The organism is Pseudomonas sp. CFBP13509, from assembly GCF_005233485.1.
GTDB lineage: Bacteria > Pseudomonadota > Gammaproteobacteria > Pseudomonadales > Pseudomonadaceae > Aquipseudomonas > Aquipseudomonas marginalis.
The window spans coordinates 33,678-56,822 of the sequence record NZ_QGAA01000021.1 but is presented as its reverse complement, the minus strand read 5'-3'; the positions used below and the strand labels follow the sequence as shown (position 1 = coordinate 56,822).

Annotated in this window: 22 protein-coding genes; 6 read left to right on the top strand and 16 right to left on the bottom strand. The window is 61.3% G+C overall.

The genetic code is table 11. The features are described 5' to 3' along the window. Window positions 1-28: 28 nt before the first annotated feature. Window positions 29-1,045, bottom strand: coding sequence for an ABC transporter substrate-binding protein (locus PspCFBP13509_RS26585; RefSeq protein WP_065927978.1), 1,017 nt, complete (start codon window positions 1,043-1,045; stop codon window positions 29-31). A gap of 133 nt (window positions 1,046-1,178) precedes the next feature. After that, window positions 1,179-1,628, bottom strand: coding sequence for a hypothetical protein (locus tag PspCFBP13509_RS26580; RefSeq protein WP_051429370.1), 450 nt, complete (start codon window positions 1,626-1,628; stop codon window positions 1,179-1,181). A gap of 414 nt (window positions 1,629-2,042) precedes the next feature. Between PspCFBP13509_RS26580 and PspCFBP13509_RS26575 the strand changes: the two genes are divergently transcribed. From PspCFBP13509_RS26575 to PspCFBP13509_RS26565, 3 genes are all read left to right on the top strand, one after another. Beyond that, window positions 2,043-2,309: a hypothetical protein gene (locus PspCFBP13509_RS26575; protein ID WP_074846368.1), complete on the top strand. Its 267-nt coding sequence runs from the start codon at window positions 2,043-2,045 to the stop codon at window positions 2,307-2,309. A gap of 115 nt (window positions 2,310-2,424) precedes the next feature. Next, on the top strand, window positions 2,425-2,655 hold the full coding sequence (locus PspCFBP13509_RS26570) for a hypothetical protein (protein WP_065927941.1): 231 nt from the start codon (window positions 2,425-2,427) through the stop codon (window positions 2,653-2,655). Window positions 2,656-2,727: 72 nt separating this feature from the next. Beyond that, window positions 2,728-2,964 carry a DUF2789 domain-containing protein gene (locus PspCFBP13509_RS26565; RefSeq protein ID WP_065927942.1) on the top strand — a complete coding sequence of 79 codons (237 nt, stop codon included), beginning with the start codon at window positions 2,728-2,730 and terminating at the stop codon, window positions 2,962-2,964. Window positions 2,965-3,045: 81 nt separating this feature from the next. Here PspCFBP13509_RS26565 and PspCFBP13509_RS26560 read toward each other — a convergent pair whose 3' ends face one another. From PspCFBP13509_RS26560 to PspCFBP13509_RS26505, 13 genes are all read right to left on the bottom strand, one after another. Continuing rightward, the gene (locus tag PspCFBP13509_RS26560; RefSeq protein WP_413038076.1) at window positions 3,046-4,278 is read right to left on the bottom strand and encodes a methyl-accepting chemotaxis protein; all 1,233 of its coding nucleotides are present in this window, start codon (window positions 4,276-4,278) and stop codon (window positions 3,046-3,048) included. A 546-nt stretch (window positions 4,279-4,824) separates the two neighbouring features. Beyond that, window positions 4,825-5,229 carry a TraR/DksA family transcriptional regulator gene (locus PspCFBP13509_RS26555; RefSeq protein ID WP_003191666.1) on the bottom strand — a complete coding sequence of 135 codons (405 nt, stop codon included), beginning with the start codon at window positions 5,227-5,229 and terminating at the stop codon, window positions 4,825-4,827. A 325-nt stretch (window positions 5,230-5,554) separates the two neighbouring features. After that, window positions 5,555-6,577 (bottom strand): ABC transporter permease, encoded by a 1,023-nt coding sequence (locus PspCFBP13509_RS26550; protein ID WP_024076018.1) that lies wholly within the window; start codon window positions 6,575-6,577, stop codon window positions 5,555-5,557. Between the two features lie 58 nt (window positions 6,578-6,635). Beyond that, window positions 6,636-8,189 (bottom strand): sugar ABC transporter ATP-binding protein, encoded by a 1,554-nt coding sequence (locus PspCFBP13509_RS26545; RefSeq protein WP_065927944.1) that lies wholly within the window; start codon window positions 8,187-8,189, stop codon window positions 6,636-6,638. Window positions 8,190-8,254: 65 nt separating this feature from the next. Continuing rightward, on the bottom strand, window positions 8,255-9,190 hold the full coding sequence (locus PspCFBP13509_RS26540) for a sugar ABC transporter substrate-binding protein (protein WP_065927945.1): 936 nt from the start codon (window positions 9,188-9,190) through the stop codon (window positions 8,255-8,257). 48 nt (window positions 9,191-9,238) lie between these two features. Then, window positions 9,239-9,415, bottom strand: a complete 177-nt coding sequence (locus tag PspCFBP13509_RS31545; RefSeq protein WP_162844258.1) for a hypothetical protein — start codon at window positions 9,413-9,415, stop codon at window positions 9,239-9,241. A 127-nt stretch (window positions 9,416-9,542) separates the two neighbouring features. Continuing rightward, a complete protein-coding gene (locus tag PspCFBP13509_RS26535; protein ID WP_074846360.1) occupies window positions 9,543-10,571 on the bottom strand; it encodes a Gfo/Idh/MocA family protein in 1,029 nt (342 codons plus the stop codon). Between the two features lie 239 nt (window positions 10,572-10,810). Beyond that, window positions 10,811-11,821 carry a Gfo/Idh/MocA family protein gene (locus PspCFBP13509_RS26530; protein ID WP_065947723.1) on the bottom strand — a complete coding sequence of 337 codons (1,011 nt, stop codon included), beginning with the start codon at window positions 11,819-11,821 and terminating at the stop codon, window positions 10,811-10,813. A gap of 19 nt (window positions 11,822-11,840) precedes the next feature. Continuing rightward, entirely contained in the window at window positions 11,841-13,772 is a 1,932-nt protein-coding gene (gene iolD, locus PspCFBP13509_RS26525) for a 3D-(3,5/4)-trihydroxycyclohexane-1,2-dione acylhydrolase (decyclizing) (RefSeq protein WP_065927948.1), read from the bottom strand. Window positions 13,773-13,782: 10 nt separating this feature from the next. Then, window positions 13,783-14,598: a TIM barrel protein gene (locus tag PspCFBP13509_RS26520; protein ID WP_065927949.1), complete on the bottom strand. Its 816-nt coding sequence runs from the start codon at window positions 14,596-14,598 to the stop codon at window positions 13,783-13,785. 26 nt (window positions 14,599-14,624) lie between these two features. Beyond that, entirely contained in the window at window positions 14,625-15,413 is a 789-nt protein-coding gene (gene iolB, locus PspCFBP13509_RS26515; RefSeq protein WP_065927950.1) for a 5-deoxy-glucuronate isomerase, read from the bottom strand. Beyond that, the gene (gene iolE / locus PspCFBP13509_RS26510) at window positions 15,410-16,303 is read right to left on the bottom strand and encodes a myo-inosose-2 dehydratase (protein ID WP_065927951.1); all 894 of its coding nucleotides are present in this window, start codon (window positions 16,301-16,303) and stop codon (window positions 15,410-15,412) included. The genes iolB and iolE overlap by 4 nt, the downstream gene beginning before the upstream one ends. A gap of 101 nt (window positions 16,304-16,404) precedes the next feature. Further along, complete coding sequence (locus PspCFBP13509_RS26505; RefSeq protein WP_065947721.1) at window positions 16,405-18,342, bottom strand: bifunctional 5-dehydro-2-deoxygluconokinase/5-dehydro-2-deoxyphosphogluconate aldolase; 1,938 nt, start codon at window positions 18,340-18,342, stop codon at window positions 16,405-16,407. Window positions 18,343-18,626: 284 nt separating this feature from the next. On the opposite strand from PspCFBP13509_RS26505, the gene PspCFBP13509_RS26500 reads away from it, so the two are divergent. Then, window positions 18,627-19,535 (top strand): MurR/RpiR family transcriptional regulator, encoded by a 909-nt coding sequence (locus PspCFBP13509_RS26500; RefSeq protein WP_010211026.1) that lies wholly within the window; start codon window positions 18,627-18,629, stop codon window positions 19,533-19,535. 224 nt (window positions 19,536-19,759) lie between these two features. On the opposite strand, the gene PspCFBP13509_RS26495 is transcribed toward PspCFBP13509_RS26500, so the two are convergent. Further along, complete coding sequence (locus PspCFBP13509_RS26495; protein WP_115486280.1) at window positions 19,760-20,665, bottom strand: hypothetical protein; 906 nt, start codon at window positions 20,663-20,665, stop codon at window positions 19,760-19,762. Between the two features lie 324 nt (window positions 20,666-20,989). On the opposite strand from PspCFBP13509_RS26495, the gene PspCFBP13509_RS26490 reads away from it, so the two are divergent. Both PspCFBP13509_RS26490 and PspCFBP13509_RS26485 read left to right on the top strand, forming a co-directional pair. Beyond that, complete coding sequence (locus PspCFBP13509_RS26490; RefSeq protein WP_027606536.1) at window positions 20,990-21,673, top strand: response regulator transcription factor; 684 nt, start codon at window positions 20,990-20,992, stop codon at window positions 21,671-21,673. Beyond that, window positions 21,651-23,045 carry a sensor histidine kinase gene (locus PspCFBP13509_RS26485; RefSeq protein ID WP_065927954.1) on the top strand — a complete coding sequence of 465 codons (1,395 nt, stop codon included), beginning with the start codon at window positions 21,651-21,653 and terminating at the stop codon, window positions 23,043-23,045. Before PspCFBP13509_RS26490 ends, PspCFBP13509_RS26485 begins: the two co-directional genes overlap by 23 nt. The last annotated feature ends 100 nt before the right edge of the window (window positions 23,046-23,145 follow it).

The following is a 23,145-nucleotide window of genomic DNA, read 5'->3' as shown; positions in this document are numbered from 1 at the left end:
GATCTCCGCTCGGCAATAAGCGCCGTGTTTACTTCAAGCTGGCTTCGACCTTCTGCGCCACATCCTCGGTCAACCACGCCTTCCACACCTCAGGATGCTCCTTGAGGAACGCCTGGGCCACCTCCCGGGGCGCGGTGTGGTTCTCGCTCATGGTCGCCAGGGCTTTATTCAGCGGCTCGATCGGAAACTCGACCTTCTGGAAAAACCCGGCAATCTGCGGATGTTCCTTCTGGAACGGCGTGGACACGCCAATACTCAGCTTGGACGCCAGCGACCGCGTAGGCTTCGGATCGGGGTTATCCGCATCCGTCAGGGTCTTCCAGGCCTCGGCATCGAACGGTGGCTCCTCCAGCTGGATCAGCTTGTAGCGCCCCATCAACGGCGTCGGTGACCAGTAGTAGAACAACACCGGTTTGCCGCGACGGATGGACGAGGCAATTTCGGCATCCAGTGCAGCTCCCGAACCGCTGCGGAAGTTCACGTAGCTGTCATCCAGGCCATAGGCCTTGAGCTTCTGTTTATTGACCACTTCCGAGGTCCAGCCGATGGGGCTGTTGAGGAAGCGCCCCTTGCCGGGAGACTCCGGGTCCTTGAACACGTCCTTGTAGCGCGCAAGGTCCTTCACGCTCTTGAGGTCCGGCGCCAGGGGCTTGATACCTTTGGCCGGGTCGCCCTTGACCACATACTCCGGCACCCACCACCCCTCGGTGGCCCCCTTGACCGTATCGCCCAGGCCCACCACCTTGCCTTCGGCCTCGGCCTTGACCCACACCGGGCTGCGGCCGGCCCACTCTTCACCGATGACCTGGATGTCGTTCTTGGCCAGGGCGGTTTCCAGGGTGATGGTGGTACCGGGCAAGGTGTCGGTGGGCAAGTCGTAGCCCTTCTCGACGATGACCCGCAGTATTTCGGTGATCAGGCTGCCGCTTTCCCAGTTCAGGTCGGCAAAGTGCACCGGCGCTGGCGCGGCCGAAACTGGCAGTGAAGCCACCGATAGACCCAGGGTCGTCAGCGATGCAGCCAACAGCGTTCTCAATCCTTTCATGCCCATGCACCTCGCGATGTCGCAGCAAACAACGAACGGCTTTGCTGTCTATGCGCGAAGCCTCTGAATAGTTAAGTCAACTCAACTGTAGTAGAGGTTCCGGGAGATCGGAGATGTTCGCAGTATTTACCGATTATTCACTGGCCTTGAACGTCACCAGCTCACCCTTGCGCCATTTGGCGGCCTTGCCGGTCACGGCCTTGAGGGTCTTGGTCAGGCCTTCCTGCAGTTGTTCATGGGCCGCAAACACCAGCATCACACTGTGGCCTTCCTTGAAGACGATGCCCTGGCCCTCGGGCGAGGACACAAAGGCATAGTCGCCCAAGCCATACACCGTCAACTTGATGTCGCGGAACTTGAGTTCGAACTTTCCACCTTCGCGACTGGGCAATACCGCAGCACGGAAATGGTCGCCCACCTTGAGCTCCAGACGGGGTTTGTCATCCACAACCATTGCCGCTTCGGTATCGATTTCGGCGATGTAGATGCCTTCCGGCGTCTGCTCAGTGATGTAAACAAAACGGGATTGAAACTGCTTGACCAACTTTGCGCGCAAATCGCCCAGCACGAACAACGCGTGCATATCCAGATTACTGACTGCCAAGGAAACGCCCCCACATCGAAAAGAGCACTGTCCGCCGGAGCGGGCAGCACAAAGAAACGGCCATCTCGGCACGATCACACAACACATTCATGGAAAACTGAAGAAGACCCCGTTGCTGCGCCCAAAGCCCCGGACAGGCATGCACGATGGGCCTTGCGCAGGGACATCAGGCATCGCAGGAGATCACAGGTTCAATAACCAGAGAATACCGGTCGACCCGCTTCAGAGAATAACACTATTAAAAACGCAGTTTCCGACAGCTCATACAAACAAAAACACCTCGGCGTGGAACCAGACGCCGACTGCCGACGACAATACTAAAACAGCAACACGGGTCAAAACCACCTGTAACGCCGCTGGTGGGTCAACAAGATCGATCGACAGGAGCTGACCATGCAACGACGTCAATACGACGCTATGTCTTCCCGCACTCGTTCATCATGTCAGGACGAACAGCAATACTACTGCTTACGCAGTCCCAACGGGTACCCCGATTCCGTTCTTTACCAAGTTGTACCCGCCGGAAGAAACTTCTTCCATATCCGCGAAGTCACCAGTGGCAGGATCAAAGGCTTTCGCAGCGACCACATCGAGGCCTGTGAACTGGCCAAGCGGCTGGAGGCCTCACTGCACGGCGGAATCGTTTCGTCACCCGGATGACTTTACTGCGCCGCCGCCCTTCAACAACTGCCATACTGGCCTGTCCATTGGAATTTGCTCCCTCACGGGCCAGGTTTCATCAGTGCTGTTGGTTACCTCGAAGGGAAGGCGATACGTGACGGAATTTGATATTGGCGAATTTTTCATCCATGGCGACGCAAGGGAAGTAGACGGTGAGTTTCAAGCAGTGATCGTGATGCGCGCCAAGCCGCCGTTGACCACCGTCACCACGCACCAGGTCGAAAAAGACCGTTGGTTCAAGACCCTCGACACTGCCGCCAGCGCCGGAAAAGAATCCGCCCAGGCACTCAAGGCTGCAGTGGATTCAGGGGCACTGACCTCCTGACAATCCGATCGAACTCTACCGCGCCACAAGCCTCCCATGCATAACGATCCCGAAACCCGCACGGAGACTGACATGGACGCGCCAATACCGACACTCGAAACCTTATTTGAACAACTGGGCCTGGACTCAACCCCCGAAGCTATCGACGCCTTTATTGTCGCGCACCCGTTGAGTGACGACGTCAAGTTGATCGACGCGCCGTTCTGGACGCCGCAACAGGCACAGTTCCTCAAGGAAGAACTGCGTGAAGACGCCGATTGGGCCATGGCGGTGGATGAGCTGAACCAGCGCCTGCATCAATCGCAGTAACCCACTCAATGCCGGCTGCCTGAGCGCAATAGCGCTTGCCAGGCAGCTGGTATTTCCCCGCCTCACAGACAACAACAATCCCTAGCGCGCAGCCTTCGCCCCCTCCGGCTTATACCCCAGGCGCAAGCCACCCCAATGCCGCCCCCGGACCATGATCGGCACCGACAAGTCGTGCATCAACTCACCGGTATCGCGGGTGTAGGTCTGCAATAACACCGCTTGCTGGTGGCTGCCGCAGCGGATGCCGGTGCGGTCTTCGAACTTGCGCTTGGTGCGGTTCTGCACCGCGTCGATCTGGGCATCGCCGGTCAGCGCCTGGGAAAATGCCTTGTTGTGCGTTGGCACATAGCCCTGGGGCGTGCAGGCAATGGCAAACACCAAGCCTTCATGGCGTGGCAGCAGTGCTTCCTGGATGGCCGGCAGCACCTGGTCGGTGTAGCCATCGAACCGGCTGTGGTACTTGCTCGGGCTGGTGTTGGGGATCAAGGTGTAGCTGCGGTCGAACAAGTCATCCAGGCTGATGCGGTTCTGCTGTACATCGGCTTCGAATTGCGCGGCAATCCGGCTCGCGCCTTCGCGCGCCAGGTCGTAGATGCGTTGGTGATAGTCATCCAGCCCGACTTCCGCCAGGCGCTCACTGATCGTTTCGGCCTGCCCTTCCATCTGCACAGCGGCATCGGCCAACTGGCGGGTCTGCTGGTCGCTCACGATAAGATCGCTGCGCATTTGCTCCACGGCATGGAACAGGCTGTCGAGTTGGGCGCGGTTGGTGTCGGTGCCCTGGGCGATTTCATTGACCTGGCCTTCCACACCCGCCGCCAGGCCGGCAATGTTCTCCAGGTGCTCGCCGGCGTGCTCCACCTGCTCGACACCGGTGTGCAAGTCTGCCGAGAGCTGGCGAATCTGCTCAACCACCTGGGCAGTGCGTTGCTGGATATCCGCCACCATCACCCCGACTTCATCGGTGGCCGTGGCCGTGCGGCCCGCCAGCCCACGCACTTCATCCGCCACCACGGCGAACCCGCGACCGTGCTCACCGGCCCGCGCCGCCTCAATCGCGGCGTTGAGCGCCAACAGGTTGGTCTGGCTGGCGATGGACTGAATCACCAGGGTCACCCGCTGGATTTCTTCACTGCGTTGGCTCAGGGCTTCAATCAACTCCCGACTGGCATTGGCGCGCTGGCTGAGCTGGTGCATACGAATGATCGACTGGGCCAGCACTTCACGGCCTTCAGTGCTGCGCTGATGGGCCTGGCTGGCCGCCTGAAGGGCCTCGCGACTGAGTTGAGAGGTGACCTTTTCAGTGCTGATCATCACTTCGGCACTGCTGACGATCTGCTTGGCCGCGCCCAATTGCGATTGCACTCGAGCCGCCAGTTGCTTGACTGAATAGGCGACGCCGGCAGCGGACAGTGCGTTGTGGCTGGTGGTATAGGACAGATCGCGGGTCAGCTCGCCAATGGCATCGGCAGTGACGGGCGGTGCCGTGCGGGAGGTGCGGTTCATAAGGCCTGGCAGCCAGATCACCAGCAAGGCAATGGGCAGGCAGAGGTATATCGGCAGGCTGGCAAACGCCAGGCCCAGCAGTACCAGCACCAGGGCGGCGCTCTGCAGGAGCGGCATCAACCAGCCGGGCAACCCGCGCACCACCGGTTGCGGTGGCACTGCTGCGCCCATCAGAGATCCGTCTCCAGCCATCGTCGTTACCCCACTGTTTGTCATTTTTGTCCCTGCATTAAACGCCACTATCCAGCCATTATCCATGGGCCTTTAGTGGGGTAGCCTGCAGCAGATCAATAGACGGGGCGTAACGGGTCTTTCTCCGGGGAACCGCCCAGGCGATTCCCCAGCTTCAGCGCATCAGGCTTGGCGCTGGTGCTTGTCGATCTGCTCGTGGCGCTCTTGCGCTTCGATGCAGTACTTGGTGGTCGGGCTGATCAGCAGGCGCTTGAGGCCGATAGGCTCGCCGCTGTCATCGCACCAGCCGAAGGAGTCTTCCTTGATGCGTTCCAGTGCACGCTCAAGCTGCGGCAGCATGCGCTGGTCGCGGTCGATGGCATTGACCAGCCAGGTGCGCTCTTCTTCAACGGAAGCGGCGTCGGCAGGGTCGGCCGGGGTGTCCAGGCTTTCAATGGCGATGCGGTTCTGCTCAATGCGCTCGTGGTGTTCCACCTTCATGTCCTGCAGCAACTTCTCGAAAAAAGCGTGCTGTTCGGCATTCATGTAGTCATCCGCCGGCATGGCCAGCAACTTTTCCTTTGTCATTGATTTCTCTATAAAAAATACGTGCATTAAGGCGAATAAGGGAGCGTTCCGGTCGACCTCTGCAGGTCTCGGAAAGGCGCCATCCATTCCAAGCGCCACCCGGCACTCAATTTACGAGGGGCGGCAGTCTAAGGCCGACTTGAGGGCACAGCAACTGAAATGACAGGCATTTTTACCGATATAACCCCCAAAGGCACCAGGACGGGCTTGGCGAATGGTCATCGGAGTGCGTTTATAGCAGGAAAGTTCGTAGAGCAGCTATAAGCCGCAGGCTGCAAGCGACAAGCTGTAGAGCTCATCGGACTTGCAGCTTGCAGCTTGAAGCTCAGCGCTTGAGCTTGCGCTTGTTGCGGTACTGGTCGATCACCACCGCCACCACGATGATCAGGCCCTTGATGATGTCCTGGATATACGCATCCACCCCGACAAAGGTAAACCCGCTGGCCATCACTCCGAGGATCAGCGCGCCGATCACGGTGCCGGTGATACGCCCTACCCCGCCAGCCAGGCTGGTGCCGCCGATTACCGCGGCGGCAATCGCATCCAGCTCATAGGACATGCCCATGCCGGCCTGGCCGGTGGCGGCGCGTGCCGAAGCCACCACGCCGGCCAGACCGGCGAGCAACCCGGCAATGCTGTAGACGATGATCAAGTGGCGCTTGACGTTGATCCCCGACGTCCGCGCCGCCTGCATATTGCCGCCGATGGCGTAGGTGTACTTGCCGTACTTGGTGTAGCGCAGGGCGATATGGAAGATCACCGCCACCACCAGGAAAATGATCACCGGCATCGCGCCATGACCGATGGCCGTGTAGGAGTCCGAGAGCATGCTCACCGGCTGGCCTTCGGTGTAGTAACGCGCCAGGCCACGGGCCGAGACCATCATGCCCAGGGTCGCGATAAACGGCGGAATACCCGTGACGGCGATGATGCTGCCGTTGATCGCCCCCGCCAGCAGCCCCACACCCAACCCCATCGCCACCGGAATCCACACCGGCAAGTCCGTCAGCGAAGGGAACACCGCCCGGGAAAAGTCGGAAGTTTGCGCCAAACTGGCGGCAATCATCGCCGACAGCGCCAGCACCGACCCCGAAGACAGGTCGATACCCGTGGTGATGATCACCTGGGTCACCCCGATCGCCAGCAAGCCGATGATGGACACTTGCAGGATCATCAGCACCAGGCGCTGGGAGTTCATCAGGAAGCTCTGGTCCCGCACGATCCAGCCAAACAGCTCAAACACCAGGCCGATGCCGATCAGCACCAGGAAGATGCTCAGCTCGGTGGGCAAGCGCCGACGGTGCTTGACCGGGGCCGTGGCAGGCTTGTTGTCTGTTATTGCGTTCATAGCCAATCACCTTCTTATTCTATGGCGCGGGCCAACCGCAGGCCCGCGCGGCTGTTCGTCAGTGGACTGCGGTCATACCGGAAGCCAGCTGCATGACTTTTTCCTGGGTCGCATCCGCACGGTCCAGGGTGCCCATCAGTTCGCCTTCGTGCATCACCATCACCCGGTCGCTCATGCCCAGCACTTCAGGCAGCTCGGAGGAAATCATGATCACCGCCATGCCTTCGCTGGCGAGGAAGGAGATCAAGCGATAGATCTCGGCCTTGGCGCCTACGTCGATGCCCCGGGTCGGTTCATCGAGGATCAGCAAGCGTGGGTTGGTCATCAACCAGCGCGCCAGCAGGGCTTTCTGCTGGTTGCCGCCGGACAAGGTGTCGATGCACTGCTCCAGGGATGGCGTCTTCACCCGCAGTTTCTTGCACATGTCCTCGCACAGGGCGCGCAGGGCTTTCTGCTGGATAAAACCGTTGCCCGAATAGTGCGGCAGCACGGCCATTTCCATGTTTTCCAGCACCGACAGGCAGGGGAACAGGCCACTGAGCTTGCGGTCCTCGGTCAACAGCGCAAAGCCTTTTTCGATGGCCATGTGCGGGTCACTGATGCGCACCGCCTCGCCATCCAGGGTGATCTGCCCACCGCTGCTGGGGGTGATGCCGAAAATGGTTTCCGCCACATTGGTGCGCCCCGAGCCCATCAGCCCGGCGATGCCGAGGATCTCACCGGCATGCAGGTCGAACGACACGCCCTGGAACACCCCGTCCAGGCGCAGGTCGCGCACCGACAGCAGCAGTTCGCCGATGGGCGTCTCGCGCACCGGGAACAACTGGCTCAGCTCGCGACCCACCATCATCGAGATCAGGCTGTCGCTGTTCATGCTGTCGGCGCGTTGCAGGCCGATGTACTGGCCGTCGCGGAACACCGCCACTTCATCGGCAATGGCGAACACTTCGTTCATTTTGTGCGTGATGTAGACAATGCCTTTGCCCTGGGCCTTGAGGTCGGCAATGATCGAAAACAGGTGGGCCACTTCCTTCTCGGTAATGGCCGATGTCGGTTCATCCATGATCAGGATGTCGGAGTCGTAGGACACAGCCTTGGCAATTTCGACCATCTGCCGCTCGGCGATGCTCAGGTTACCCACGTGTTCCTCGGGGTCCAGGTTGATGCGCAGGCGCGCCAGCAACTCGGCGGTGCAGCGGTGCATTTCGCGGTGGTTGACCATGTGCAGGCTGTTGAGCTGCTCGCGGCCGATCCAGATATTCTCGGCGATGCTCATGTGCGGCATCAGGTTGAGCTCCTGGTGGATCATCGCAATCCCGGCCTTCTGCGCCGCCAGCGGCGTGTCAAACACGATGGGCTTGCCGCGCAGGCGGATTTCACCGGCGTCGGGCTGGTAGATGCCGGCGATGATTTTCATCAAGGTCGACTTGCCCGCACCGTTCTCGCCCATCAGCGCCAGCACCGTACCGGGGCGTACACGCAGTTGTACGTCGGCCAGGGCCACGACGCCGGGAAAGCCTTTGCTGATGTTGACGATTTCCAACAGGTAGGGTTCGTCCAGCGGCAACGGCTGGATACCGGGAGGCTGCGAGACAGCGGCTTGAGCGAGCATAAGACGGTACTCCATCAGCAGGGCGGGCACGACCGCCCTGCCGGTTCATTGTTGTTATGTCAGGGCTACTTGAACGTGGCGACGTTTTCCGGGGTGATAAGCTGGAACGGGATGATCACGTTCTGCTCGACCGGTTCCTTCTTGGCCATCTTGCGCGCCGCTTCCACCGAGCCCACTGCCTGGCCCTTGGCGTCCTGGAACGCGGAGGCGGCCATGTCACCCTTGGTGATCGCATTCAAGCCATCCGGCGTACCGTCGACCCCCGCGATCAGCACACTGCCCTTTTCCTTGCCGGCCGATTTCAGCGCCATGGACGCGCCGATGGCCATCTCATCGTTGTTGGCCAGTACCGCATTGAACTCGCGGCCCTGGGTCAGCCAATCGTTGACCAGGGTCATGCCCTTGTCCCGCAGCCAGATACCGGTCTGTTCCTGTTCGATCTTGATGTCCGGGTACTTGGCCAACACTTCCTTCACACCCTTGGTGCGGTTGGTGGTGGAGTTGTTCGCCAGGTCGCCCAGCAGGATCACGATCTTGCCCTTGCCGCCGAGCTTCTCAGCGATGTATTGCATTTGCAGCTTGCCGGCCTCGACGTCATCGGAGGTCACGGCCACCACGTCCTTGGGCAAGTCCTTCTGGTCGGGACGGCGGTTGACGAACACCAGCGGGATGCCGGCCTTGGTCGCGGCATTGATGATGTTCTTGGTAGAGGCTGTGTCGACCGGGTTGACGATAATGGCGTCAACTTTCTGGCTGATGAAGTTCTCCACCTGGCTCAGTTGCTTGACCACATCGGCGCGGGCATCTTCGAACTGCAGCTGCACGCCGTCACCCTTGGGATAGGACTTGGCCTGCTTGTCCATATCTTCGCGCAGGTAAGTGAGGAAGGTGTCATCGAAGGCGGACATGCTCACGCCGACCTTGATGTCGGCGGCACTGGCAACACCGCTGGCCAGCAGCATGGATAAAGCCAGCGCGGTAAAACGGATCGGGGTCTTCATGAACGGTCTGTCTCCACTTTCTTGTTGGTTTTTTGGACGTTGCGTTTATCAGAGCTCGGCAGGCACGCGTACGACCGGTGCGCCTGGAATGCAGCAGACCAGCGCGCCCTGGTTTTCGACGCACAGCACATTAAGGAAGGAGAAGTAGAACGGCCGGGCGCGGGGCAGGCCGCGGGGCGTGTGGGCAGGGCGTAAAACTCGCAGTACAGCGTTGAAGATTTTCATCTGACGGTACCTGGTTGTTTTTGATCTTGTTTTTGTTGAGTCGTGCGAATCGAGTCCGAACGTACTTTATGCAACCTGGAAAAGACTTTATTGGAAAATAATTTCCATATCAACCTGTTTTAGAATTTTATTCTATTTTTGTTGAAACCACCTGCTGGCGCTCGGCGCTGAGGCGTGCGGCGTCCAATATACGCGTGGTTTCCAGCGCGTCATAAGCGTCCACGGGCAACGGGCCCTGCCCGTTTACCGCCGCTTGCAACTGGCGATAGAACTGGGTCCAGCAGCCCTTCTCCGACGGCACTCGCTCACGTTCCGGCCCCTGTTCGAACCAGCCCCAGCGGCGATGTTCTTCTGCGCCCCAGTGTTCGCCTTCGGTTTTCGGTGACTTGCCGGCCATCAGCGCTTCTTCCTGGCCGTCCAGTCCGTCCACGGTATAGCAACCCAAGGTGCCACTGACGCGAAAACGCGGAGCCTGGCTGTTCTGCAGGGCGTTGCCCCACAAATGGGAAACCACCCCGTTGGCGTGGGTCAGGGAGACGAAGAAGCCGTGGTCGACAGTGGGGTATTCAGGGGTGAACTGTAACTGCGCAAAGACCCGCTCCACCGGACCGAACAGTTGCAGCGCCTGGTCCACCAGGTGGCTGCCCAGGTCGCGCAACCAGCCGCCGCCGCTGGCATTGCCCACGGCCTGCGGGCTGTAGCGCTCGACGCGGGATTCAAAGCGGGTGATCTCGCCCAGGGCACCGGCGTCGATCAATTTGCGCAGGGTCAGGTAGTCCGAGTCCCAGCGCCGGTTCTGGTAGACGCTGAGCAACACCTCATGGCGCTCGGCGGCCGTGATCAGCGCCTGGGCCTGTTCAGCGTTGGCGGCAAAGGGTTTGTCGCTGACCACCGCCACGCCGTGCTCGATGGCTTCCAGCACCAGCGCCGGACGGCCCTTGAGGGTGGTGGAAATCACCAGGGCATCGACGCCGGCTTCGACGATCTGGCCGATGCTGTCAAAGGCCTTCACACCTGGAAGATCGGTACTTAATTGCTGGCGGCGCTCGGGTGAGCGCGTCACCACGCCGACAAACGTCGCCCCCGGCAAAGTTGCAATCAGCGGCGCATGAAAAAAGCGCCCTCCGTGGCCGTAGCCGACTAGTCCGATTCTCATGATCAACTCCTGAATTGAATTGGAAACCAATCAACTGTGGGAGGGGGCTTGCCCTAATGCCAGTCAGTTAAGCGTACATCGCCTCCTGTAGGAGCGAGCTTGCTCGCGAAAAACGTCAACGATAACGAGTGCTTCCTGAATGAACGCGGCGCCTGTGAGTTTTTCGCGAGCAAGCTCGCTCCTACAAAAAGCCTTAACTGAGTGGCATTAGGGCTTGACCCTCCCACATTGACCGAGTGTTAGCCGTAGAAGTGTGGGCGATCCGGCAGGCGGACCTTCACAATCTGCTCACTGCCCTGGGCCTCGATACACGCATCCGCCGCTACCGCCGCCGCAAAGCCATCCCACGCCGACGGCCCACCGACCTGACCAGCACGCACGCTATCGATGAAGGCCTGCAACTCCACGTCATAGGCCCCGATAAAACGGTCCTTCCAATCCATCAGGATCGCATTCGACAGCTTGGCATCGCTGCGCAGCTGTACCTGGGACGGCTCCGGCAATTTGGCGATGCCGGTCTCCCCCACCACTTCGCACTGGATGTCGTAGCCGTACTGGCAGTTCACAAACACTTCCACGTCGATACGAGTGCCCTTGGCGGTTTCCAGCAGCACGATCTGCGGGTCGCGCAGATGGGCCAGGGCCTTGCTGGTCTTGCGCGGGAACACCACCTGCACCGACACGTAGTCGTCGTTGAGCAGCCAGCGCAGGACATCCAGCTCGTGGATCAGGGTGTCGGTGATCGCCATGTCGGTCTTGTAGTTCTCGCCCACCGTCGGGTTACGGTGCGCGCAGTGCAGCATCAACGGCTCGCCGATCTGGCCGCTGTCGATCACCGCCTTGAGGGCGCGATAACCTTCGTCATAGGGGCGCATAAAGCCCACTTGCACCAGGCGCTTGCCGTAGGCCACTTCGGCGTCGACGATCTTGCGGCAGCCTTCGGCCGTCACCGCCAGGGGCTTCTCGCAGAACACCGGTTTGCCGGCGGCGATGGCGGCGAGCACGAACTCCTCGTGGCTCGGGCCCCAGGACGTGACCAGGATCGCCTCGACCTGCGGCGAGTTGATCAGCCCATGGCCGTCCGCGTACACCTCGGCGTCCAGCTTCAACTCCGCGACCACCTTGGCGGCCTGCTCAAGGTTGATGTCGGTCACCGCCACCACCTGGCTGTTGAGCAGGGTCTGGCTGCACCGACGAATATGATCGCGGCCAATGGCGCCGGTACCGATTACACCAAGCTTCAAAGACATACAAACGCTCCTCTAGTTATTAGTACTGCCGGGCCTTGGCCAGGTGTTCATTGAGTTTTTTCGCCGCCGCGTTGGTGCGCTCGCTGGTGGACACCTGCGCCACCCCCACCCGCCACCACGACAGGTAGCCGTGGACCATGGTCTTGGGCAGGACCTTAATGTCGATCAGGGTCGAGACGCTTTGCGTGCGCGCATCGGCCAGGGCCGCCTCCAGCTGCTCCACCGTGCTGACCTTGTAGGTCTTGCAGCCATAGGCCGCCGCACTCATGGCGAAGTCCACCGGCACCAGGCCGCCGTCGAGCTTGCCGCTCTCGGGGTTGCGGTAGCGGAACTCGGTGCCGAAGCTGTCCATGCCGTTGCCGATCTGCAGGTTGTTGATGCAACCGAAGGCCATGTTGTCGAGCAGCACCACGTTGATCTTGCGGCGTTCCTGGATCGAGGTGGCCAGCTCCGAGTGCAGCATCATGTAGGAGCCATCGCCGACCAGCGCATAGACCTCCTTGGAGGGCTCGGCGAGCTTCACGCCGAGGGCGGCATTGATCTCATAGCCCATGCATGAATAACCGTACTCGACGTGGTAGGTGTTGACGCCCTTGCTGCGCCAGGCGCGCTGCAGGTCGCCGGGCAGGCTGCCGGCCGCGGCGACGATGATCGCGTCGTCGGCCAGGGTCTGGTTGAGGACGCCGAGCACCCGGCTCTGGGTCAGGCATGAGCCGGTCAGTTCGATAAATTCACGCAGCACGGCGCGGTCGAGGTGGTCGTCGACTTCCGGCACAAAATCATCGCCGTGGTACTCGACCTGATGCACACGGTCCACTTCGGCGTCCAGTTGCGCCTTGGCGTCGGCGATCTGCTCGCCCCAGCCGGAACGGTAATCACCGAGAGCATCGGCCAGCGCTTCGAGGGCGACCTTCGCGTCGGCCAGCACCTGCACGCCGTCGAGTTTCAAGGCGTCGCAGGGGCTGATATTGAGGTTGAGAAACTTCACCTCGGCATGCTTGAACAGCGATTTCGACGAGGTGGTGAAGTCGGTGTAACGGGTGCCGATGCCGATGATCAGGTCGGCCTCGGGCGCCAGCAGGTTGGCGGCCAGGCAGCCGGTTTCACCGATACCGCCCACATTCAGCGGATGGCTCGAGACCACCGCGCTCTTGCCCGCCTGGGTTTCGGCGAAAGGAATATCAAAGCGCTCGGCAAAGGCTTGCAAGGCAGCATTCGCTCCGGAGTACTTCACGCCGCCACCGCAGATGATCAGCGGTTTGCGCTTGCCCCGGAAGGCGGCCAACCCATCGCCGATCATCGCGGCGGTGGCCGGGCGGCGGTCGATACGGTGCACCCGTTTTTGCAGGAAGTAGTCGGGGTAATCCCAGGCTTCGGCCTGCACGTCCTGGGGCAGCGCCAGGGTCACCGCGCCGGTTTCGGCGGGATCGGTGAGCACGCGCATGGCATGAATCGCCGCCGTCATCAGTTGCTCGGGGCGGTTGATGCGGTCCCAGTATTTGCTCACGGAACGGAAGGCATCGTTGGTGCTGATGCTGAGGTCGTGGAACTGCTCGATCTGTTGCAGCACCGGGTCGGGCTGGCGGCTGGCGTAGACATCGCCGGGCAGCAACAGCAACGGGATACGGTTGGCAGTGGCGGTCGCCGCAGCGGTGAGCATATTCGCCGCTCCTGGGCCGACAGAGGCGGTGCAGGCGTAGATCTTGCGGCGCAAGTGCTGCTTGGCAAAACCGATGGCGGCATGGGCCATGCCCTGCTCGTTACGGCCCTGATGCACCACCAGGTCGCCGCTGTCCTGTTCCAGGGCCTGACCCAGGCCCAGCACGTTGCCGTGGCCGAAAATAGTGAACACGCCGGCGACGAACTTGCTCTGCACGCCATCGACTTCGATGTACTGGTTATCCAAAAACTTCACCAGGGCCTGGGCCATGGTCAGTCGGGTGGTGGTCATGTCGCGCCCCTTATCGTTTCTGCAGGTGGGCGATGCTTGCCCCCAAGGCCTGCTGGATATCCGCCAGCTCGTGCACGCTTGTCGCAAACGGTTCGAACGACAGGTAGCCGCTGTAACCGCTGCTGAGCAAGGTGTCGATCTGCGCGGTATTGCCGAGGATATCGCCCTCGCCCACCAGCACGCGGTGGCCGTCGCGGATCGAATTGAGCGGCGCCTCGGCATCTTCCACGCCGGAGATATGCACCAGCCCGGTCAGTTCCGGGAAGAACTCATGCTCGCTGGCCAGGTGGTGGTGGAAGGTGTCGTGCACCAGGCGGAATACATCCAGGCCGCCGATGGACTGGATCGCATCCACCGCCACGCGCTTGCGGCGCATGGCACATTCTTCAAAGCCCAGGGGCTCGATAAACCCGAGAATCCCGTACTCGCGCAGGATCGGCGCCAGTTGGCTCAACGCGGTGCGCAAACCGGCGGCGCGCTGGGCTTCGTTGCGGGTGTCGCCGGGTTCATTGAACGGGCACATCACCAAGCCTTGCGCACCACATTCGCGGGCATAGGTGGCGAGCGCTATCGCCTGGGCGCGGCGCTCGTCATTCCACACATCAAAGGGGTACAGCGCGTTGATCGACAGCACCGTGATGCCCTGGGCCGCGCACAATTCGCGCACGCGGCCGGCCGGGGTGCCGTATTCGATCTGGCGATCCTTGAGGTCGTTGCGAATCTCGATGGCATCGCATTTCAAGGCCACGGCCAGCTGGATGAAATCCGGCAGGGACAGGTTGGGCGCGACCATACGGTTGAGGGCAAAGCGTAGAGGCGACTTCATTGTTATTGTTCTCCGTCCAAACCGTTTTAGAGGTCCAGCAGCCAGCTGTGCTGCGGGTCGTTGTGGAAATGCCAGGCGCGCTTGGGGCCCGCCATCACGTTCAGGTAGTAAGACTCGTAGCCATACGGCACGCTGACCGGGTGATAGCCCTTGGGCACCACCACCAGATCACTGTTTTCCACGGCCATGGCCTGGTCGATGCTGCGGTCGTCGGTGTACACCCGTTGGAACACGAAGCCCTGGGGCGGGTTGATCTGGTGGTAGTAGGTCTCTTCAAGAAAGCTCTGGTGCGGCAGGTCGTCGGTGTCGTGCTTGTGCGGCGGGTAGCTCGACGAATGCCCGGACGGCGTGCGCACTTCCACCACCAGCAGCGAATGGGCCGGGTCGGTATCCGGCAGGATGTCGCACACGTAGCGGGTATTGGCGCCTTTGCCGCGTACGCTGCGCTTGCACTGTTCAGGACGGATCAGGCGTGGCTCGAAACCCGGAGCACCCGGTGCGGCGCACACGGCAATCTGCACGTCGCTCAACGCCGTGACCTGGGCATCGGTACCCGGCGGCAGATAGGCGGCGAACGGCGATTTGTCCTCGAACACCGACTGGCGATCACCGAGGTTCTGCCAGTTGAAGCCCTCGCCTTCGATATTGACCCGACCGCTGAGCAGCACCAGGCACAGCTCCTGATCGCCGGCAGTCACCGGCAATGTTTCGCCAAGGCTCAGGCGGTAGGCGGCAAAGCCTACGTATTCCAGGCGGCCCTCTTCCAGGGCGACCATGGTTTGTCCGCGTTTACTGCTCTTTACCAGCAAGCTCATGGTTGGGTCCTCTCATCGAGAAGCGCACGCAATGTGTCATAGCCCTTTTTCGCATAGACGTAGCTGGGCGCCACGGCCGGATCCTGCTCGGCTTCTACCACCAGCCAGCCCGCGTATTTCGCGGCCATCAGCACATCGAGCAACTCGGCAAAATCGATATCGCCATCCCCGGGCACGGTGAAGGTGCCGTTGACGATGCAATCGGGGAAGCTCCACATCTGGTTGCGCGCCAGTTGCACCACGGCTTTGCGCACGTCCTTGAAATGCACGTGGCAGACGCGGTCGATATGCTTGCGCAACACCTCGATGGGTTCGCCGCCGCCCATATAGCAGTGGCCCGAATCGAACAGCAGGCCGACTTCCGGCCCGGTACGGCCCATCAACTGATCGATGTCTTCAGGCGATTCGACATACGCGCCCATATGATGGTGGTACGCCAGGCGCACGCCCTGGGACAGGGTGAAACGCGCCAGCTCCGTGAGTTTGTCGGCGTAGTCCTGCCAGGCCTGTTCACTCTGAAACCGAGGACGCTCGATCAGGCGAATGCGCGAGCCCTGGATCGAATCGGCCACCTCGCCGTACACCAGCACCTTGGCGCCGTTTTGTTTCAGCAGTTCGACGTGGCCGGCGATGGCTTCGATTTCTTCGGCCACCGAGCGACGGGCCAGGCGACTGGAGTACCAGCCGGAGACCAGCGCCAGGTCATAGGGGCGCAGGACGTCGCCGACGCCCTTGGCGTCCTTGGGGAATTTGCCGTTGAGCTCGAAACCTTCGTAGCCGATTTCCTTGCCTTCGCTCAGGGCGGTGCTCAGCGGGGTTTCACCGCCGAGGGCCGGAAGGTCGTCGTTGCTCCAGGAGATCGGGTTGATGCCAATTCGGATTGCGGGCATGGCTGCACCTTTATTATTTTCTGGTATCACTGAGATCTGCTTTCTGTGGGAGGGGGCAAGCCCCTCCCACATTGGATTGCATTTCAAATTAAGAACTTGGTTCAGCCTCGGGCACTGCGCCAGGCGTTGATCAACTGCTCAAAGGTCGCCTGGACCTGCTGGATCAACGTCTCATCATCGATCTCCCCCGCCATCCACAAACGGCTCGGCTCCTGGAAAATCGTGCGGCCCACGGCAAACCCACGGCAGGTGCTGCTCTGGCTGGCTTGCTGGAAGCCGGCGGACAGGCATTCGGCCGAGGCGTTCAGGCCCAGCAACACCACGCCACGGCAGTACGGGTCGCGTTCCTGGATCAGTTCGTCGAGCTTTGTCCAGTCCTCGGCCGACTGTGCCTCGATTTTCCACCACGCCGGGTAGATACCCAGGTTGTACAGGCGCTTGAGGCTGCGATAGAGCACGTCCGGGTAAGTGGACGGATGATCCTTGGGCGGGATGACTTCCAGCAGCAGCTCATGGCCGCTGGTCACCGAAGCCTCGTACACCGCCTTGAGCTGCGCTTCCTGTTCCAGGCGCAACATGGGCTCGTCGTCGGGGTGGTATTGCACCAGGCACTTGATGATCTGTTCCTGGGGCCAGGCAATCAGGTTGCTGCCGATCGAGCGGCCATGTTCGAACGCCAGGGGCCGCGAGTTCTGCACCTCCACCGGACGCGCGATCCACCAGCCGCGACCGCTGGCGGCATTGAGCGCGTCCTGGCCGAAGCGCTGGTCGGCCAACAGGCCCACATCGGCCTCGACGCCCTGCTCGGCGAGCTTTTTCTCCACGCGTTCGATGGCCTGGATAAACAGCTGCTTGATCTCGCTGATCCGGGTCAGGTCCTGGCCGCCGCGTTGCGCCAGTTCCACCAGTTGCCAGCGGTGATCGAAGGCAAAGATGAACAGCTGCTTCCAGGCCTTGCGCGGCACGGTGACGCGGTGCAGGCGTTGCAGGGTCGCGTCCTGGTCAGGCCGGGTGATCGGCACCGGGCTGTTGAACAGGTAATCCAGTTCGGCCGGGGTCGGCATGGCCGGCGCACAGGCGTGGCGCGAGACCACGAGACCACCGCAGGCATTGGCCAACTGGCTGCAACGCTCATCGCTGGCGTCATTGATCCAGCCGCTGAGGAAGCCCGACATAAAGGCATCGCCGGCGCCCAGCACGTTAAGCACTTCAACCCGCACGCCAGGGTAGATGGCGCCCTCTTCCAGGCGCGCCGGGATTGCACCGTGGATCACCGTGCAGCCTTGCGGGCCGAGCTTGACCACCAGGGTCGCCGGGGTCAGTTCACGCACGGTGCGCAAGGCGGTGAGCAGATCTTCGCTGCCGCCGGCAATCAAAAACTCTTCTTCGGTGCCGACGATCAGGTCGAAACGCGGCAGGATTTTCTGCACATGCTGGCTGACGTTCTGGTCGGCGACAAACCGGGTTTCGCCGTCGGCCTTGCCCGCCAGGCCCCACAACACGGGGCGGTAGTCGATATCCAGCACGCGCTTGACGTTGTGCTTGGCCGCATAGTCCAGGGCCTGGATGCTGGCCTTGTACACGCCGTCGGTGGAGAAATGCGTGCCGGTGATCAACAAGGCTTTGCTCGAGGCAATAAAGGCTTCGTTGACGTCTTCGGCGCGCAGGGCCATGTCGGCGCAGTTTTCGCGGTAGAACACCAGCGGGAAGGTTTCGCGGTCCTTGAGGCCCAGCAGCACCATGGCGGTGAGGCGTTCCGGGTCGACCTTGATGCCGCTGACATCGCAGCCTTCGCGGGCCAGGGATTCCATCAGGAAACGGCCCATATGGTCGTCCCCCACCCGGCTCAACATTGCCGACTTGAGCCCCAGCCTGGCAGTGCCGAACGCGATATTGGCGGAGGAACCGCCGAGGTATTTGGCGAAGCTGGACACGTCCTCAAGCCGCGCACCTACTTGCTGTGCGTAGAGGTCGACGCCCAGGCGCCCGAGGCAAATCAGATCCAATTGACGCCCACTGGCAAAACGAGTCTGGCCCATGCTGGCTCCTGTTATTTTTATCAGCCTGCGTTGTGCCGTCGTGGCGACGGCAAACGCTCTTGGTGGGAGCAGACTAGAACGTCCGGCGGCGGCAATCAATATTTATTCCAGAATTATTTTTAGTGGAATATTTTTTCCAATACGTCAGCATAGGGGCATGCCAGCTGCCGTGCATCGTTTCAGCAGGCCACGCGGGCCGTGATGCCGGGGTATTTTTTTACGCCTACCCTGTAGACTTGCGCCACCCACCAGCGCATCAGAAGAACACGCCAGAAGGATTGCCCATGTCCCGCACCGATCCCGAGACCACCCTGGAAGACACCATCGCCAGCCCTCCGATCAATGCCGAACGCCTGTTGCAGCTGATCACCGACGAGTACGAAAGCCTGCCGCGCCAGCTCAAGCGCATCGCCAGCTACATGAGCCAGCAGAGCGACCGGATCATGGTCGACCGCATCAGCGACATCGCCCGCGAATGCGAAGTGCACCCCTCGGCGATCGTGCGGTTTTCCCAGCGTTTCGGCTTCAGTGGGTTCAGTGAGATGCAGGCGCTGTTTCGCGAGGCCTACACCCACAAGACCACACCGGTGCAGAACTACCAGCAGCGCATCCGCAGCATGATCGCCAACAAGTCGCAGAAAGCCAGCGGCGGCGACCTGGCCCGCGAGTGCGTCAACGCGACCCTCTCGGGTATCGAGCGCCTGGGGCTGGAACTGGATGATGTGGCCTTCGACAAGGCCGTCGACCTGGTGGTCAACGCCGACAATATCTACGTGGTTGGGGTGCGCCGGTCGTTCGCGGTGGCCGATTATCTGGTCTACAACCTGCAGCACACCAACAAGCGCATCCACCTGATTTCCGGTTTGGGCGGCAGCTATCGCGAGCAGATGCGCAGCGTGCGCGCCAATGACCTGGTGATCGCCATCAGCTTCACGCCCTACGGCAAAGAGACCCAGCACTGCCTGCGGATCGCCCAGCACCATCAGGCCAAGACCCTGATCATCACCGACAGCAACCTGTCGCCCCTGGCCAAGCGGGCCAACGCGGTGCTGCTGGTGAATGAAGGCTCGTCGTTTGCCTTCCGCTCATTGAGCGCCACCTTGTGCCTGTGCCAGGCGTTGTTTATTGCCGTGGCGTATCGGTTGGAGTTGAAGGTGGATGAGATTCACGAGCAGGTCGGGTTTGATGACTGACTATCAAACACCGCAAATCAAATGTGGGAGGGGGCTTGCCCCCGATAGCGGAGTGTCAGTCGACAGCAACATCAACTGATACACCGCTATCGGGAGCAAGCCCCCTCCCACAATGGACCGAGATAGGCCGGGGATCAGTGCATGAAAATTGCGATCAGGATGATCACCGGGATCGGCACGCCGAGGAACCACAGAAGTAATGAGCGCATGGTGTTCTCCTTGAATTAACGAACGTAGGTTTCGGTTTCGACGTACACCACGGCATCGCGGCGACGGCCACCAAAGGTTGCAGCGAAGCTGGCAAAGAAGGCGCCGATCAACAGGGCGACAAAGGTCCACAGCGAGGTATAAGCGGCGACTTTGGCGGCCGTTTCAGCGGCTTGCTTGGCCTTGAGCTTGGCGTCTTCGACGGCTTTACGCGCGTCGCCGTAGACTTTGTCGATACGCGCTTCGGCATCGGCCTGGCTGAGGTTGGTGCGCTGGCTGATCAACTGGGCCAGGTAGGCACGGTCTTCAGGGGCGAGTTGGCCGTCGTTGCTCAGGGTGCGGGTAAAAATGCGCGCAACCACGCCATGGGCAGCGTCATCACTGACGGCAACCGGGCGATCGTCACGAAACAGGCTGTCGACGTAGTAGTCAAAATCGCCGCCGTTGACGCCTTTGGCTGCGCTGCCTGCGGCCTGGGTGATACCGCTGGCCGCACCGGCTGCCACGCTGGCACCGGCTTTCACGCCGCCGGTGACCACACTGCTGACCGAACCGACCACCAGCACTGCAGTGATCAGCGTGGCGACGGCCCAGGCCAGGAAACCATGGGCGGTGTCGCGAAAGTACACTTCATCGCCATGCATATTGGCCCACTTCACCCGCAACCGGCCGGCGATGTAACCCCCCAGGCCCGAGGCGACGATCTGGGTAAAGGCCAGCCAGACAATCGTGGAAATGCCAAGCCCCTTGGCGCTGATGCCGCTGTCGGCCCACGGCGACACCGCCGAGAAACCCAGGCCGAAGCCCAGCAATACCAGAATCAGGGATAACGCAGCCGCCGCAGCGGCCCCGGCAAAGATAGCCCCCCAGGAAACCCCGGAGCGCGCGCTCGACTCTTGCAGCGTGGATGACGATGTGATCATTGTTATGGTGCTCCCGGCAGGAAAAATAGTGTTACAACTCTCAAAAGGGACAGTGCAGGCAGCATGCCAGTCGCGCTTAAAATTAAATCCGTTGTATTTCAACAGGTTAAGTAAATTGAACTTGCCTGAACCATGCAACTTGCAAGAAATGATTGTTGCAGGCGGGCGTAATGCATTCCCTGTGGGAGGAGATTGCTCCCCGGCCGGTACCCGTCATGAAAGTTGTGTCAGTTTTGCCAACATGAAGTTTTATTTAGGAAGCGTTCAGCCGTTTCTTGGCAAAATGCCCCCACTTCTAGTGTGAATCGCTCACCAGGTAATCCTATGACCCGCATTTTGACCATCGAGGATGACGCCGTAACGGCCCGCGAGATCGTCGCCGAGCTGAGTAGCCATGGACTGGACGTAGATTGGGTGGACAACGGCCGCGAAGGCCTGGTCCGCGCCGTGAGTGGTGATTACGATCTGATCACCCTCGACCGCATGCTGCCGGAACTCGATGGCCTGGCCATCGTCACCACCCTGCGCACCATCGGCGTATCGACGCCGATCCTGATGATCAGCGCCCTCTCCGACGTCGACGAGCGCGTGCGTGGCCTGCGCGCCGGCGGTGATGACTACCTGACCAAGCCTTTCGCCTCCGACGAAATGGCCGCCCGCGTCGAAGTGCTGCTGCGCCGCAAAAGCACGGTCAAGGAATTCGAAACCGCCCTGCGCGTGGCCGACCTGGAACTGAACCTGATCAGCCGCGAAGCCAGCCGTGCCGACCAGCCCCTGAGCCTGCTGCCCACCGAATACAAACTGCTGGAATTCCTGATGCGCAACACCGGGCAGATCCTGTCGCGGATGATGATCTTCGAGGAAGTCTGGGGCTATCACTTCGACCCGGGCACCAACCTGATCGACGTGCACATCGGCCGCCTGCGCAAGAAAATCGATCCACCGGGCCTCCCGCCGCTGATCCGCACGGTACGAGGTTCCGGTTATGTCATTGCTGAACCCCTCTAAGGGCTGGCGCTCATCCAGCAGCCGCTTGCTGGCGCTGTACAGTTCGTTGTTCGTGGCCTGGAGCTGCATCCTCATGGGGGTGCTGTATTACGAGGTCTCGGGTTACCTGAGTGACCTGTCGCGCCATTCGCTGATGCAACGCCAGCACCTGTTCCAGCGCTTCGACGGCGAAGAACTGGTGGAAGCGTTGACCACCAGCATGACCTTCGACATGAAGGGCGTGGACGCCTACGGCCTGTTCGATGAGCAGTTCCGCCCCTTGAGTGGGCCGATCCGCGCGATTCCCCCCGACCTGCCGCTGGACGGCAAGATCCACGCCCTGGCCAATTGCGTCGACTCCGACGACCCCAAACTGCCCAAGGACAGCTGCGACGCCGTCGCCAGCCATACCGACGACGGCCGCTGGCTGGTACTGGTGCGCGCCAATGGCTCGCTGTTCGGGGTGACGCGGATCATCTGGCATGCCCTGCTATGGGCGCTGTCCCTGACCATTATCCCCGGCGCCGCCGGCTGGCATCTGTTGCGTCGCCGCCCGCTGCGCCGGATCCGCGGGATCCAGGCCAGCGCCGAAGCCATCGTCGCCGGCGACCTCACCCACCGCTTGCCGCTGTCCAACCGGCGTGACGAACTGGACATGCTCGCGGCCATCGTCAACGCCATGCTCGATCGCATCGAGAAGCTGATGAACGAGGTCAAGGGCGTGTGCGACAACATCGCCCACGACCTGCGCACCCCATTGACCCGCCTGCGCGCGCAGCTCTACCGCATCCGCCAGGAGGCCGAGCAGGACTCCGGCTACGCGGTGAAACTGGACGACGCCATCGCCGAGACCGACACCCTGATGGCGCGCTTTCGCGGGCTGCTGCGTATCTCCGAGCTGGAAGACCACCAGCGCCGTTCCGGTTTCCTGGTCATGGACCCGCTGCCGCTGCTGCGCGAGTTGCATGACTTCTACCTGCCCCTGGCCGAGGAAGGCGAATTGCAGTTGCGACTCGAAGTCCCCGAGTCCCTGCCATGGATCACCGGCGACCGCGCCCTGTTGTTCGAAGCCCTGGCCAACCTGCTGAGCAACTCCATCAAGTTCTCTCCAGCGGGCGGCGCAGTGATCCTGCGGGGACTCAACGATGCCGGCAGCACGCGCATCGAAGTGCACGACTCCGGGCCCGGCATACCGGCGGCGGAACGCGATGCGGTGTTCCAGCGCTTTTATCGGGTGGATGAAGGCGACCAGCAAGGCGGGTTTGGGTTGGGTTTGTCGATCGTGGCGGCGATCATCAACCTGCATGGGTTCAAGCTGGAAGTCGGCACCAGCGAGCAAGGCGGCGCGCGCCTGGTGCTGGAGTGTCGCCAGCAGCTGATGCCCGAAGCCTGATCCATAAGCCAGTGAGGTCAAACTGTGGGAGGGGGGCTTGCCCCAATGCCAGTCAGTTAAGGAGGAACACTGTAACTGTGGTGAGCGGGCTTGCCCCGCG

Coding starts and splice junctions, on each gene's coding strand:
- PspCFBP13509_RS26580 (WP_051429370.1), bottom strand. CDS start 1,628: ATGCACGCGTTGTTCGTGCTGGGCGATTTGCGCGCAAAGTTGGTCAAG.
- PspCFBP13509_RS26585 (WP_065927978.1), bottom strand. CDS start 1,045: ATGAAAGGATTGAGAACGCTGTTGGCTGCATCGCTGACGACCCTGGGT.
- PspCFBP13509_RS26505 (WP_065947721.1), bottom strand. CDS start 18,342: ATGGGCCAGACTCGTTTTGCCAGTGGGCGTCAATTGGATCTGATTTGC.
- iolD (WP_065927948.1), bottom strand. CDS start 13,772: ATGACCACCACCCGACTGACCATGGCCCAGGCCCTGGTGAAGTTTTTG.
- PspCFBP13509_RS26540 (WP_065927945.1), bottom strand. CDS start 9,190: ATGAAGACCCCGATCCGTTTTACCGCGCTGGCTTTATCCATGCTGCTG.
- PspCFBP13509_RS31545 (WP_162844258.1), bottom strand. CDS start 9,415: ATGAAAATCTTCAACGCTGTACTGCGAGTTTTACGCCCTGCCCACACG.
- iolE (WP_065927951.1), bottom strand. CDS start 16,303: ATGCCCGCAATCCGAATTGGCATCAACCCGATCTCCTGGAGCAACGAC.
- PspCFBP13509_RS26530 (WP_065947723.1), bottom strand. CDS start 11,821: ATGTCTTTGAAGCTTGGTGTAATCGGTACCGGCGCCATTGGCCGCGAT.
- PspCFBP13509_RS26575 (WP_074846368.1), top strand. CDS start 2,043: ATGCAACGACGTCAATACGACGCTATGTCTTCCCGCACTCGTTCATCA.
- PspCFBP13509_RS26560 (WP_413038076.1), bottom strand. CDS start 4,278: ATGATCAGCACTGAAAAGGTCACCTCTCAACTCAGTCGCGAGGCCCTT.
- PspCFBP13509_RS26565 (WP_065927942.1), top strand. CDS start 2,728: ATGGACGCGCCAATACCGACACTCGAAACCTTATTTGAACAACTGGGC.
- PspCFBP13509_RS26500 (WP_010211026.1), top strand. CDS start 18,627: ATGTCCCGCACCGATCCCGAGACCACCCTGGAAGACACCATCGCCAGC.
- PspCFBP13509_RS26545 (WP_065927944.1), bottom strand. CDS start 8,189: ATGCTCGCTCAAGCCGCTGTCTCGCAGCCTCCCGGTATCCAGCCGTTG.
- PspCFBP13509_RS26495 (WP_115486280.1), bottom strand. CDS start 20,665: ATGATCACATCGTCATCCACGCTGCAAGAGTCGAGCGCGCGCTCCGGG.
- PspCFBP13509_RS26520 (WP_065927949.1), bottom strand. CDS start 14,598: ATGAAGTCGCCTCTACGCTTTGCCCTCAACCGTATGGTCGCGCCCAAC.
- PspCFBP13509_RS26535 (WP_074846360.1), bottom strand. CDS start 10,571: ATGAGAATCGGACTAGTCGGCTACGGCCACGGAGGGCGCTTTTTTCAT.
- PspCFBP13509_RS26485 (WP_065927954.1), top strand. CDS start 21,651: ATGTCATTGCTGAACCCCTCTAAGGGCTGGCGCTCATCCAGCAGCCGC.
- PspCFBP13509_RS26490 (WP_027606536.1), top strand. CDS start 20,990: ATGACCCGCATTTTGACCATCGAGGATGACGCCGTAACGGCCCGCGAG.
- PspCFBP13509_RS26550 (WP_024076018.1), bottom strand. CDS start 6,577: ATGAACGCAATAACAGACAACAAGCCTGCCACGGCCCCGGTCAAGCAC.
- PspCFBP13509_RS26555 (WP_003191666.1), bottom strand. CDS start 5,229: ATGACAAAGGAAAAGTTGCTGGCCATGCCGGCGGATGACTACATGAAT.
- iolB (WP_065927950.1), bottom strand. CDS start 15,413: ATGAGCTTGCTGGTAAAGAGCAGTAAACGCGGACAAACCATGGTCGCC.